The sequence below is a fragment of the Variovorax sp. 10L426 genome (genome assembly GCF_056395305.1).
Map to the genome: position 1 here is coordinate 40,391 of NZ_JBFTJF010000018.1, position 12,341 is coordinate 52,731.

13 protein-coding genes are annotated in these 12,341 nt (G+C 66.1%); 5 read left to right on the forward strand and 8 right to left on the reverse strand.

The annotated features are described in order from the left end of the window. Positions 1 to 9: 9 nt before the first annotated feature. Genes AC1DHL_RS23565 through AC1DHL_RS23575 form a run of 3 tightly spaced genes read right to left on the reverse strand, consistent with a single transcriptional unit; the run spans position 10 to position 2,941 of the window. The gene (locus tag AC1DHL_RS23565; protein WP_478163552.1) at positions 10 to 909 is read right to left on the reverse strand and encodes an aldo/keto reductase; all 900 of its coding nucleotides are present in this window, start codon (positions 907 to 909) and stop codon (positions 10 to 12) included. Next, entirely contained in the window at positions 906 to 2,198 is a 1,293-nt protein-coding gene (locus tag AC1DHL_RS23570; protein WP_478163553.1) for an NTP/NDP exchange transporter, read from the reverse strand. Before AC1DHL_RS23570 ends, AC1DHL_RS23565 begins: the two co-directional genes overlap by 4 nt. After that, complete coding sequence (locus tag AC1DHL_RS23575) at positions 2,195 to 2,941, reverse strand: NADPH-dependent F420 reductase (protein ID WP_478163554.1); 747 nt, start codon at positions 2,939 to 2,941, stop codon at positions 2,195 to 2,197. The genes AC1DHL_RS23570 and AC1DHL_RS23575 overlap by 4 nt, the downstream gene beginning before the upstream one ends. 246 nt (positions 2,942 to 3,187) lie before the next feature. Here AC1DHL_RS23575 and AC1DHL_RS23580 point away from each other — a divergent pair, with 246 nt between their 5' ends. The 3 genes from AC1DHL_RS23580 (at position 3,188) to AC1DHL_RS23590 (ending at position 5,641) form a co-directional block, all read left to right on the forward strand. Next, the gene (locus tag AC1DHL_RS23580; RefSeq protein WP_478163555.1) at positions 3,188 to 3,580 is read left to right on the forward strand and encodes a LysR family transcriptional regulator; all 393 of its coding nucleotides are present in this window, start codon (positions 3,188 to 3,190) and stop codon (positions 3,578 to 3,580) included. 131 nt (positions 3,581 to 3,711) lie between these two features. Then, a complete protein-coding gene (locus AC1DHL_RS23585) occupies positions 3,712 to 4,218 on the forward strand; it encodes a hypothetical protein (RefSeq protein ID WP_478163556.1) in 507 nt (168 codons plus the stop codon). A 61-nt stretch (positions 4,219 to 4,279) separates the two neighbouring features. Further along, positions 4,280 to 5,641 (forward strand): GAF domain-containing protein, encoded by a 1,362-nt coding sequence (locus AC1DHL_RS23590; RefSeq protein ID WP_478163557.1) that lies wholly within the window; start codon positions 4,280 to 4,282, stop codon positions 5,639 to 5,641. 3 nt (positions 5,642 to 5,644) lie between these two features. On the opposite strand, the gene AC1DHL_RS23595 is transcribed toward AC1DHL_RS23590, so the two are convergent. Further along, entirely contained in the window at positions 5,645 to 6,358 is a 714-nt protein-coding gene (locus AC1DHL_RS23595; RefSeq protein ID WP_478103764.1) for a hemerythrin domain-containing protein, read from the reverse strand. Between the two features lie 217 nt (positions 6,359 to 6,575). Between AC1DHL_RS23595 and AC1DHL_RS23600 the strand changes: the two genes are divergently transcribed. Beyond that, positions 6,576 to 7,367 (forward strand): TetR/AcrR family transcriptional regulator, encoded by a 792-nt coding sequence (locus AC1DHL_RS23600; protein WP_478163558.1) that lies wholly within the window; start codon positions 6,576 to 6,578, stop codon positions 7,365 to 7,367. Here the strand turns inward: AC1DHL_RS23600 and AC1DHL_RS23605 are convergent, their stop codons facing one another. From AC1DHL_RS23605 to AC1DHL_RS23615, 3 genes are read right to left on the reverse strand one after another with little or no spacing between them, the layout of a single operon-like run. Continuing rightward, positions 7,368 to 8,426: a sugar phosphate isomerase/epimerase family protein gene (locus AC1DHL_RS23605; RefSeq protein WP_478163559.1), complete on the reverse strand. Its 1,059-nt coding sequence runs from the start codon at positions 8,424 to 8,426 to the stop codon at positions 7,368 to 7,370. It abuts the gene before it with no gap. After that, positions 8,423 to 9,628 (reverse strand): ABC transporter substrate-binding protein, encoded by a 1,206-nt coding sequence (locus AC1DHL_RS23610; RefSeq protein ID WP_478163560.1) that lies wholly within the window; start codon positions 9,626 to 9,628, stop codon positions 8,423 to 8,425. Before AC1DHL_RS23610 ends, AC1DHL_RS23605 begins: the two co-directional genes overlap by 4 nt. A 55-nt stretch (positions 9,629 to 9,683) precedes the next feature. Then, the gene (locus AC1DHL_RS23615) at positions 9,684 to 10,703 is read right to left on the reverse strand and encodes an aromatic ring-hydroxylating dioxygenase subunit alpha (RefSeq protein ID WP_478103769.1); all 1,020 of its coding nucleotides are present in this window, start codon (positions 10,701 to 10,703) and stop codon (positions 9,684 to 9,686) included. Between the two features lie 273 nt (positions 10,704 to 10,976). Here AC1DHL_RS23615 and AC1DHL_RS23620 point away from each other — a divergent pair, with 273 nt between their 5' ends. Beyond that, entirely contained in the window at positions 10,977 to 11,426 is a 450-nt protein-coding gene (locus AC1DHL_RS23620; RefSeq protein WP_478103770.1) for a universal stress protein, read from the forward strand. Here the strand turns inward: AC1DHL_RS23620 and AC1DHL_RS23625 are convergent. Next, complete coding sequence (locus AC1DHL_RS23625; protein ID WP_478163561.1) at positions 11,423 to 12,325, reverse strand: hypothetical protein; 903 nt, start codon at positions 12,323 to 12,325, stop codon at positions 11,423 to 11,425. The genes AC1DHL_RS23620 and AC1DHL_RS23625 overlap by 4 nt on opposite strands. Positions 12,326 to 12,341 lie beyond the last annotated feature (16 nt).

The window sequence follows — 12,341 nt, forward strand, 5'->3', positions numbered from 1 at the left end:
CCGCGACGGTCAGAGGTTCTGGATAAAAGCAACCATACGTTGACGCTGCTCGGCGTCAGGGAGCCGCCCCCGCATGGCGCCGAGGTTGTCCGCCATGTGCGCCGGATCGGAGGTGCCCGGAATCACCGCTGTGACCCGCGTGTCGCCCAGCAGGTATTTGAGGAAGAACTGCGCCCAACTGCCGGCAAACCCCGCCGCCCAGTCGGGAACCGGTTTGCCGCGCACCGCCCGGAACAACCTGGCGCGACCGAAAGGCAGCGCGGTCAGCACGCCGGCCCGGACTTCCGCCGCCATCGGCAGGATGCGCGCCTCGGCTTCGCGGTCGTCCAGTGAGTAGCCGATCTGCACGAAGTCCGGCTTTTCGCGCTGGAGCACGGCTTCGATGGCTGCGAAGTCGCGATGCGAGGTGGACGTGATGCCGATGTAGCGACACACGCCCTGCGCCTTCCAGGCCTTGAATTGGGCGAGCGACTGGTGCGGATCTCGCACGTTGTGGAGTTGGAGCAAGTCGATCTTTTGCGTCGCGAGCCGTTTCTGCGAGCGCGCCAGCTCCGCCGCGTCCGGCGCCTCGAGCTTGGTCGCCACGAAGACCTTGTCGCGCCATCCGCCGGCCGTCATCACCTGGCCCAGCACCTGTTCGGCATCGCCGTAGACGGACGACGTATCGACGAGCCGTCCGCCGGCGTCGAGCAAGGTCCGGACGACCTGCGTCGCTGCATCGCGCGTACGGGCGTCATCGCTGTCGAACACATTCGCGGTGCCGAGACCGACCGCCGGAAGCAGTTCGCCCGTGGACGGAATGGCGCGCGCGATGAGCGCTGCCTCCTTGTCTTGCGCGAATGCGGCTTGCGGCACCAGGGCCACCGCCGCCAGCGCGGAAAAACCTCGCCGTGTCATCCCTGTTTTCATGGCAGATCCCCTTGCGCGCGGATGCCCTGGAAGGTTGCGCGACGCTCCTGCGTGCGGCCCAGCGCCGTCGACAGGAGAAGCCACGCGAGCACCACCGGTACCGCGCACAACGCGATGGCGCCGATCTTGAGTCCGATCGCCTGCAGGCTGTCGAAGACCCAGCCGTAGAGCGCGTCTGAGCCTCGATAGACCACCACGTCGATCATGTTCTTCGCCTTGTATTTCTCCTCGCGCCCGACCACCGTGAAGAACACCTGACGCGCCGGATTGGCGATGGCGAAATTCATCCACCGCTGGGTCACCTGGAACACGAACACCACGGCCAGGCCCGGCATCCACGCCAGCATCAGGAAGCCGACGACATACACCGCCGGCAACGCAGCCGCCGCCACGCCGGTGCCGAAGCGTTGAATGAACCTGCCGGTGGCGAAGACCTGCGTGGCCAGGGTCAGAAGCCCGACGATCAGATCGATGCTGGCAAAGATCCGCGTCTGCGCGCCAGCGCCGTGCACGGTTGCGGACACCACATTGGCCTGGACGAAATAAAGGATCGTCGCGCCAAAGGACAGCAGGCTGACCCACGCGCCGACGCCGAGCAGGTAAGGCGACCGCACCAGCCCCGACAGCGCTGCGAAGGCGCTGCCGCCGACGCGGCGCTCGTCACGCCGCTGCCCTTGGGGCGACCCGGTGCTGCGCTCCAGGCGATAGGCGCAGAACACGGCGATCTCCAGGAACACGATGGCCGCGAGCAGCAGGTTGTGCGGCCCCAGCGGCACCGACAGCGCAATCGTGATCACCGGCCCCAGCAGGCCGCCGGCCGTGCCGCCAGCGCCGATGAATCCGAACAGCCGCTTGCCTTGCTCACTGGTGAACAGATCCGCCATGAACGACCAGAACACCGCGACCGCGAACAGATTGAAGACGCTGACCCAGACGAAGAACACGCGCGCCACGATCACCGGCGCGATGCCCATCTCCAGCAGTAGCCAGAACAGCGCCAGGTTGAGCACGAAGAAGTGATAAACGATCGGAATGAAGCGCGCCCGCGGCAGCCGCGCCACCAGCACGCCATAGAGCGGCTGCGCGACCAGCAGCGTCACGAAGGTCGCGGTGAAGAGCCACGGCAGTGCGCGGGTGCCACCCGCGATACCCATCTGGTCGCGCAACGGCCGCAGCACGTAGTAGCCGGCCAGCAGCGCGAAGAAGTAGCCGAAGGACCAGAGCGCCGCCGCCAATTCCTGCGGCGTCGCCGGAACCGCCCGCCGCAGCCAGCGCTGGACCGGCGTCATGGCGCCAGCGACAGCTTCTGCCTGAGTTCGGCCGCGCTCACCGATTGCCCGTAGCCGGGCCCACCGCGCTGGAATCGCCGGGCGTCGGCCAGCTTGCCGACCACCACCGGGTCGAAGCCTGCATCCTTGACCAGTCCCGCGGCGACCTTGACCGCTTCCGGATCGTCGCCGGCGATCGGGATCGCGAGCTTCGGATCGGGCCGGTGGGCCTCGCGCGCGAAGATCATGTAGGACATGGTGTTGAACGCGCGCACCAGCCGCGCGCCGGACAGGTATTTCTGCGAGACCACACCGATGCCCTCTTTCTCCACCTCGTCCGCCACCGTGCCGTCGCGCGAGGCCACGGCGTTGCAGGCATCGAGCATGACCTTGCCGTTGAGCGAACTGCCGTAGTCCTTGCCGATTTGCGGCAGCGCACCATAGGGCACCGCGATGAACAGTGCGTCGCCAAAGGCGATCGCCTGCGCCACCGTGCCTGCGCTGGCCAGCGAGCCGAGGCCGCCGACGAGGTCCTTGAGTTCCTCGGGATGGCGCGAGGAGAACATCACCGGATGTCCGGCCTTGACCCAGAGTCCGCCGATCGTGCCGCCGATGTGCCCCGAGCCGATGACGCCGATACGCATGCCGCCCGATGCCGCCTGCGCCAGTGCCAAGCGCGGCTGCATCGCCGAAAAAACGACCCAGGCGCCGCCTGCTGTCAGCAGTCCGCGGCGGGTGCGATCGGGGGATGGATGTCGTGCCATCGAAACCTCCTGCGTCCGGCGAACCAGGGGAGGCCGGCTCGCAAGGCATCATCTTCCGCCGGACCCGGTCGTGCAAGTCCGCCCGGAAGCCGCTCAGTCTGGCGTAAGAAACCGAAAGAAATCGGAAACCGCGACATGGCACGCCAATCGCTTGGTCGTCGCCAGCGGCACGGCAAAACCTGCCTTGGGGCCCGCCGGCGACTGGCGCCGGTGCGCCGAGGCACCATCGCTGTGCGGCGAACGCCCATGTCACGCTCCAACGACCCTTTCGACACCTACCTGCTGCACGTGTTCAGCGCGTTGATGGACGAGCGCAGCGTCTCGCGAACGGCGGCACGGCTCAAGCGATCTTCCTACGTGATCGGGGCCGCGCTCGACCGCCTCCGGGTCATCTTCGACGACCCTCTGCTGCTCCGGGACGGGCCGCGCCTGTTGCCGACCGAACGGGCGTTGCAACTGGAGGCTTCATTGCAGAAGGCGCTCGGCGACATCGGGGTATCGAAGCGCCAGGACGCCACACCCACACCCCCGGCGCCGCCGCTGATGGCGGTTGTGGTCCGTCGCATGCGAAGCACGCCGCAAGGCGCATTGATTCCGTCGCGCCGGCCCGCCGCCGCCCGGCTCGTGCGCTTGTCGTAAGGGCGCCGGGAATCCGCCGCTCGACCTGAGGCCCGGTCGCACGCACAGCCCGCAGGTCGGGCCGGCACGGAATCCGTGCCGCAAAATGCGAACTTTTGAATCAAAATGCCGGTCTCCGCCGATCCTCCGCCATGGCCGACACACTTTCCCGTCCTCTGCTGAGCCCCGAGCACATCGCGCTGATCGACAAGGGGGTCTCCGCCAACGTCGCTTCGCGCAATGCGGCGCGTCGACCCAGTGTGATGCGCGCGGTCGGCACGAGCATCTCGCCGGACGGAACGGAAATCACCGTGTTCGTCTCACGCACCCACGCGAGGCAGCTTCTGCAGGATGTCGCCGCGACCGGCGAAGTCGCCGTGGTGTTCAGCGAGCCGCTGAGCCATCGCACCGTGCAGGTGAAGGCTCGCAAGGCCGAACTCCGCGGCGCCGAGGAAGGCGATCTGCCGGTCCTGCGGCGCTACCTGAAATCCATGGAACACGAGTTGAGCCTGGTCGGTTGCGACCTCCCCTTCGTCCACACGGTGCTGGCGTTCAGGCTGGACGACCTGGTGGCGGTGTATTTCCGCCCCGACGCTGCCTTCGACCAAACCCCCGGGCCCAAGGCCGGCAGCGCCCTGCCCGCGACGGCCGCCTCATGAGCGCCGCGCCGGGCCGCCCCAAGCAAGCTCGCACCGCAGTGCGGAGCACGGAGGTTACGCAATGAGCGCAACCGGACCGCCCCTCTCGCTGCACGCCATCCGCTCGTGCTTCGAAGGCGCGGTCCCGGCCATCATGTCGACCTGCGCGGAAGACGGCACACCCAACGTCGCATACATCTCGCAGGTCTACTACGTGGACGAGCGGCATGTCGCGCTGTCGTTCCAGTTCTTCAACAAGACGCGGCAGAACATCCTCGCCAATCCCTGCGCCGGCGTGCTGCTGATCGATCCGGCCACCGCCGGGTACTACCGCTTGCACCTGCGCTACCTGCGGACCGAGACCCATGGCCCGCTGTTCGAGCGGATGAAGGCGCAGCTCGCAGGCATTGCCTCGCATTCGGGGATGGCGGGCGTGTTCCAGCTGCGGGGGTCCGACGTGTATGAAGTCGAGTCCATCGAAGGCCTGGAAGGTGAACGCCTCGCGCCGGCTCCGCTCCGGCACGGGCTGCTCGCGGGCGTGCGCCGGTCGGCCGAGCGGCTCGCGGCCTGCTGCGCCACCGACGAACTGCTGCAATCCGTGCTCGCGGCGCTGAACGATCACCTCGACGTGCAGCACGCCATGGTGCTGATGCTGGACTCGGCCACGCAACGCCTCTACACGGTGGCGAGTTGCGGGTACGCGACCTCCGGCGTCGGCTCGGAGATCGAGATCGGTCACGGGGTCATCGGGGTGGCCGCGCGCGAGCGCACGCCGGTTCGCATCGGCCACATGACCAATGCGGCCAGCTACAGCCATGCCATGCGCAGCAGCCTGCGCGAGATCGAGCCCGGCATCGTCCTCGACACGGAGATTCCGTTTCCCGGCCTGCCCGAGCCGCACAGCCAGCTCGCCGTTCCCATCGTCTCGGGTGGGCGTCTGCTGGGCGCACTGTTCGTCGAGAGCCCGCTCGACATGCGCTTCGGCTTCGACGACGAAGACGCGCTGGTCGCCATCGCCGGCCACCTGGGCGCGGCGCTGGAGTTGTTGCGCGCCGCCGATGAACCGGCCTCGACACCGGAAGAACCGGCGCCGCCCGCCGTGGCGTCCGCCAGCGGCGCGCCGATGCCGGTGCGCCACTACCTCGCGAACAACAGCGTCTTCATCGGCGACAGCTACCTCATCAAGGGCGTGGCGGGCGCCATCCTCGGCAAGCTGCTGCGCGAATACGCGCAGCAGGGCCGCACCGAGTTCACCAACCGCGAGCTTCGGCTCGATCCCGCGATCAAGTTGCCCGATCTCTCGGACAACCTGGAAGCGCGCCTGGTGCTGCTGCAGCGGCGCCTCGCGGAAAACAGTCCGCATCTGCGCCTCGAGAAAACCGGGCGCGGCCGCTTCAGCCTGCGGGTGGAACGGCCCGTCGCGCTCACCGAAATCGCGGGGTGACATTCACCCTGGCAATCCGAGGCTGGCTGCGAGCTTGGCCCACTCGCGCTCGGTGAGGTGCGGACGCACTACGTCGAGTGCCGCGGCAAACGCGGGTGCCGGAGCATGCGCGCGCATGTCGCTCAGCATGGCGGTTCGCTCGGCCGGGTTCATGAAAGGCACCATCCAGCGGACGATGAACATCATCTCTTCCGGCGGAATCGAGGCGACGAGCGCGCCATGGATCTGCTCGAGTTCGGCATCCGTGTAACGCGCCCAAAGGACCGCGTTGTGCGCCGTTTCCTCGACGTGCATGTGTTCGAAGTTGTGTGCGATGAACAGCGACAGCGCGCGGTACAGCGCGAGCGTGCCTTCGGCGCGCGAGGCAGGGTCGCATTGCAGCAGCGCCGTGGTCTGCCGCGCCAGCGCCTCGATGGCTTCGACGTGCTCTTGATGCTCGTGCGAAATCTGGCCGCTGGAGCCCGGCGCGCGGGCTTCCAGGGCGGTGTGCACGAAGTCGTTCTCGTGGCGCAGGTGCGAGCGGCAGATCTCCAGCAGTTGCAGGACGCGCTGCGTGACCTGCGCGAGTTCCAGCGCGTCGTCGCAATCCATCCGCCCGAGCGCGAGCAGGTTGTCGGCCATCAGCGCGCGCAATGCCTTGTGGATGCCGACGTAGAGATCGACGCGGGGTGCTGCAACCGCCGCGACCTGGCGCATTTCGCGCGGATCGATGTTCATGGGAGTCCTTCTTTTCGGTTCAGCGGCTGGCGCCCCATGCGCCCTCCTGCTGGGAAAGAAGTCTAGGAATTCGACGCTTCGCGCGCCGCTAAGAAATGCTTAAGCAATCCCTCAGCAAACCTTAAATTTCGATCTATCCCGAACGTACGGTTCGGTCGAAGGCATGCGAGAGAATGGGCGCTGTGCATATGCCTTGACGGACCGGAGCAACCCCAGCGTGTCAGATCGATCACCTTCAGCCGCTCGCAGCGGCCGCCGCGCGACGCGAGCGGACGACGTCCCTTCTGCCGAGGAAGGCGGTCCGACCCGCCGGCGCCTGCGGCGCGAGCGCACCGACCTCCTGGAGACGCGCATCCTCGAAGCGGCCATCGAGGAATTCGCGGAGCACGGCTTTGCAGGCGCACGGATCGAGCGCGTCAGCGCGGCGGCCGGCACGGTCGACCGGATGCTGTACTACTACTACGGCAACAAGGAGCGGCTCTACCAGGCAGTGCTTGCAAAAATCTACGAAGGCATGATCGGCGCCCAGCGCGAATTCGTGACGCCTGAAGATCCTGTCGAAGGGATCCGCCAGCTGGTCCTTCACTCGTGGGACCACTATCTTTCGCACCCGAACCTGGTCCGCCTTCTGATGAACGAAAACCTGCTGCGCGGCAAGCACATCCGTCAGTGGCTGCAGGTCGAACGCGTCACCCTCCCTCTGGTGGAGACGGTCCAGACGCTGCTGGAGAGCGGGCAGGCCAAGGGCGTGTTCCGACGCGACGTGTCTTCCGAGCATGTGCTGATGACGATCATGTCGCTCGGCTTCTTCTACCTGTCGAACCAGTACACCTGTTCCGCGTGGCTCGGTGCCGACCTGATGAGCCGCCCGCGCCGCGCGGCATGGCGAGCCCACATCTGCGATGTCGTGCTCACCATGCTGTCGCCCGAGGCCGCCGCTGCGACATTGCCACGCGCCGACAAAGCGCCCGCCAAGCCGAAGCGAAAGCCGGCCTCGAACGGAAAGTGATCAGGCAGCGCCTGATTGCGCCCACGTTTCGCGAACGAAGCGCGCAATCGCCGCGTTCTGGTCGATCAGCGAGAAGCGCGCGTTGTGCGCGTAGTCGGGCAGGTTGATCATCTCCGTCGTGATCCAGCGCAACGGGGAATCGTCGTGGCTGCGGTGGTAGGCGAGCACCTTGCGCACCACTTCCTTGGTGCAGTCGAGCTTGCTTTCATCCCAGTGCGAATGCCATTCGCCGTCAGCCGGCGCAGCGAACGGATAGAGAATGCCGCGCCCGGGCTCGCCGCTGCGGTAGGGGAAGATCGAATGCTCGGGCACGGCCGCGACCGCGTCGGTCGGATCACTGATCGACCAGCGATTGCGCGGTCCGTTCGGCGCCACGCTGCGCAGCTGGAGCCAACGCACGATGCCCATCTCGATCCACTGGTCGACGAAATTGCCGGGCTGGAACGGGTCGAGCACGGCACGCCCCGCCGCGACATCCTCGGTCAGCCCGCAGATCGCCAGTTCCTCGGCGTTGCCCATCTTGAAGATGGCGTGGCTGTAGTCGAGCGTGAAGCGGAATGGAATGCCGCGGTCCCGCACCGCCCGCGCAACCGGCGCGACCCGTCGCGGGTCCTCGCTCCACATGTTGACGTGGAACTCGAAAGCCGGCTCGATCCCCCGCGCCATGCCTTCGTCGTAAGCGCGCAGGTAGAAGTCGACCACCTCGCGGTCTTCGATCGGGCGTCCCTTCGCGTCGTGCCAGTACAGCATGATGTTGTGCGTCTCGGCACCCACCTCCCCCGCAAGCCGAAGCTTCTCGGCCAGCAGCCCCTCGTCGCGCCCCAATGCATAGAACCAGCTCGCGGTGCGAACCGGCAGCGCGTAGCGCTCGATGCAACGCAAGTAGTCGTCCACCTGCCCGGGCATCGGAAGCCGGTCGAAGAAATCGAACGCACCCGCCTCGCGGACGAGCCTGAACTGCTCTTCGACCGGCGCCTCATTGAGCGAAACGGGCGACGCGATCGAGGAGGCCTGCGCGCCGCGACCGTTGCAGCCGATGGGCGGAAGCGTCGCGCTCACGAGGGGTTGCGCAGTTTGCGGATCTGTTCATCCGACGGCTGCAGCTTCGCGCCGTCGAAGTAGACGCCTGAGGGCATCACGCCCTTGCCGTCCTTGACCGCCGTGCGCCCCACGAAGATACCCAGCGTCGACTGGTTGTCCTGGGGCCGGAAGACGACAGGCCCGAAGGGCGAGCCGAACTGCAGGCCCTTGAAGGCCGTGATGAGCTTCTCGGTATCGGTCGAGCCCGCCTTCTGGATTCCCGCAGCAATGGCCTTGACCGTTGCATAGCCGACCACGGAGTTCAGGCGCGGATAGTCGTTGTACTTCTTCTGGTAGGCAGCCAGGAATGCCTTGTGCTCCGGCGTGTCGATGTTGGCGTAGGGGTAGCCGGTCACGATCCAGTTTTCCGGGGCGTCGCCCTTGAGCGGGTCCAGGTACTCAGGCTCGCCAGTCAGCAGGCTGACCACTTCGCGTCCCTCGAACAGGCCTCGCGTCTTGCCTTCGCGGGCGAGCTTGGTGAGGTCGCTGCCGAACATCACGTTGAAGATCGCGTCCGGCTTGGCATCGGCGAGCGCCTGCGCGACGGCGCCGGCGTCGATCTTGCCGAGCGGAGGCGCTTGCTCCGCCACGAACTCGATGTCGGGCTGCGCCTTCTTCATGTTTTCCTTGAAAGCCGCCGCGGCCGCTTGCCCGTACTCATAGTTGGGGTAGACAAGTGCCCAGCGCTTCTTGTGCAGCTTTGCCGCCTCGCCGATCACCGACGTGGCGAGTGCGTAGGTGCCGGAGCGAAGGCGATAGGTATAGCGGTTGCCGTTGTCCCAGACGACCTTGTCGCTCAACGGACCCGAGGCCAGGAAGAAGACCTTCTTTTGCTTCGCGAAATCGGTCAATGCGAGCCCGACATGGGACAAGGTCACGCCCGCGAGGATGTCCACGCTCTCGCGCGAGAGGAGTTCTTCGGCCACACGAACCGCGTCGCCCGGGTTGCCGTTGTCGTCACGGAACACGGTTTCCAGCTTCTTGCCAAGCACGCCGCCGGCCGCGTTGATCTCGTCCTGCGCCAGTAGCCAGCCCTGCTTGTAGGGCACCAGGTTTTGCGGCAGCGCCTTGTAGCTGTTGATTTCACCGATCTTGATCGTGCCTTGCGCGCCTGCCTGCGCACCGACGATGCAGACACTGGCGGCCAGCACGCGGGCTGCGGCGGAAATGAGGGATTTCATCGCGGGGGTCCTTTCTGGGGCGGAATGCGGGACGTGAAGCAAGACGCAGCGCGGCTCAGCCGTCGCCGGCAGCCATTTCCTCGACGATGCGGCGCATCTTGATAGACGAGCCGTCGAGGCCGAGCTGAATGCGGTGCCACTGGCGCGGCTTGTCTTCGTTGCGTTGGATCGCTTCCAGGACGCGCTTGTCCTCGTTGAAGGCAAGCCGCAGGTTGCTGCGCAGGCGCTCGTCGACGACCGGGTCCGACGGCGAGTTCCTCAGACAGAGCCAATGCTGCACGCAACTGCGTTGATCGACCGGTGTGATGAAGTGGCAGGCGTACATCTGGATGCAGTTGTCGCGGTTGCCCTCGGGTGCGCCGGTGCCGGTCTTCGCGGAACCGAAGTCGATCACCGCGATGCTGGGCGCGTGGTAGTGGTAGTAGTGCCAGCGATCGACGTTCCCGCCGAAGTCCTTCAAGCCCTCGAAGACCGGAATCAACGGACCGTCGATCACCCAGCGCCAGGTCACGACCTTGTTGCCCTGGCGCTCGTGCTGCACGCGTGTCTCCTCGCGGCCCGCGCTCGCCAAAGTTGTCTGGTGCACAAAGACCACATGCGTCGGGTCGCACAGGTTGTCCGCCAGGCTCAGGTAGTTGGCCTGAACGAGCAAGGCATCGCCTTCGACCACGCTATAGCTGGGGTCGTCGTATTCGGGCAAATGGAAAACCTGGCTGCGATCGGCCCGCTCGGGGTCCCCCATCCACACCCAGACCATGCCCATGCTCTCAGCCGTCGGATAGCTGCGCACGTGAAAGCTGGGCGGTATCCGCGACATGCCCGGCGCGGAAACGCACTGGCCGGCGCAATCGAAGGTGAGGCCGTGGTAGGCGCATTCGATGGCATTGCCACGCAGCCGGCCGATCGACAGCGGCGCCAGCCGGTGCGGGCAGGCATCCTCCAGCGCCGCGACGACGCCGTCCTCGGTGCGATAGACGGCAAGATCCTCCTCGAGAAGCCGGCGCGCAACGATGTCGCGTCCGACGTCTCGCGACCATGCGAGCGGGTACCAGGCGTTATAGGCATAGGCGGTCATGAACTGTCCTCGGGAAGGTGCCGGCAAGTTGCTTGACGCGGTGCGCTGCAGAAACCATGCCAACGGAAAGTAAGCAACTTCTACATTTTCATGGAGAGACTACTTAATTTCGGTGCACTGAGACACCGGGTTTGCACCGGGTTGGGTTTTTGCAGGTCGCCGGACTTGTTACTAGGCAATTCCGTCTAGACGCGACGGCACACCTTGCCCGGCGCCTCCCGGCGCACTAATCTGAACACGCGGGCGGGCGTCCCCGCCCGGGGGGAGTTCGCCATGTATGAACGCATCCTCGTTGCCACCGACGGCTCCGAGCTGTCGGAAGTGGCGGTGACCAGCGCCATTGACCTTGCCGTCCTGACGCAGGCGGAACTCATTGCCGTCAAGGTCGTTCACCAGTACCCGTCCAGCTATTTCGAAGGCTCGCTGCTGCTCAGCCAGATGGAGGTCACGCGCCTTCGGGAGCAGGCCGACGTCGAGGCGCAGCGCGTGGTCGACGCGGTCAAGGAGAAGGCCGACGCGCAAGGCGTGAAGAGCTGTCGTTCCATCGTCATGCAGTCGGAGCTGGTGTCCGAAGCCATCATCGAGGCCGCCCGCGTCCACCACTGCGACCTCATCGTCATGGCTTCGCACGGCCGGCGCGGCATCAAGCGCCTGCTGATGGGCAGCGAAACGCTGCATGTGCTGACGCACTCGCACACGCCGGTGCTGGTACTGCGACCCTAGCGCGGTGCCTGTGCGTCGCGTTGTCGGTCCTCGCGCTTGATCGCAAGGTAGGTCGAGAGGTCGATCTCGTGCAGTTGCGTCGGGTACTGCTCGACCGACTGGAACCAGCTGTTCAGGCGCTTGTCTTCCCGCTCGGCCTGCGGCACGGAGAGCCCATCGAGATAGGCGTCGAGCGTGAGGAAGTAGCGCATCGCATTGCGCTCCACCAGTCCGCGCAGGCCTCGGATGTATTCGGGCGCGCCATCCGGCGTCTTGCCGACCACGGTGAATCCCACCTTGTTGCTGCCGAAGGTCGCGAGGTAGGCCTGCGTGGCGAGCTTTGCCATCATGTTGTGGTCGTAGGCATAGGCAAAGTGCAGGAAGGTCTGGCGCTCGGCGAGCGGAATGGCTTCGAGCAGAACGCGGTAATGGCTGGTGCCCATGGGACCCGACTCGGCGGACAGATCCACCAACAGGTAGTCGCGCGAGTCATGCACGACCCGGTGAACGAACGACAGCTCGAACGCCTGGTCGATCGGCTTGTCGTAGCGCGGCACGACGCTGAGAGTGACGGTGTCTCCGCCCGATGAGCGAGCCGCGCGGCAGCGGCGGTTGTTGATGTGCAGCACCAGCATGTCGCACCACTGAGACGATCGCTCCAGCGCATGGCGAACATCGTCGATGGAATCGTCCACGACCGCATAGACGTCGCCCTGCAATCCGCCGTCGGTCTCCTTCGAATCGAGGACCACGGGACGCTTCAAGGGGCTGTTGGCCAGCTGGTCGCCGAGCTTGCGGTGAAGTTCGCGCATGGCCGGCGCCGAGCCTGCATCCAGCGCTGCGTTTGCGCCGAGCGCCGTGGCACTCATCAAGAGCCAGAGACCGATACGAAGAAGGATCGCGGCGAGCGGCTTGTTCATGGACGACACCCTACAG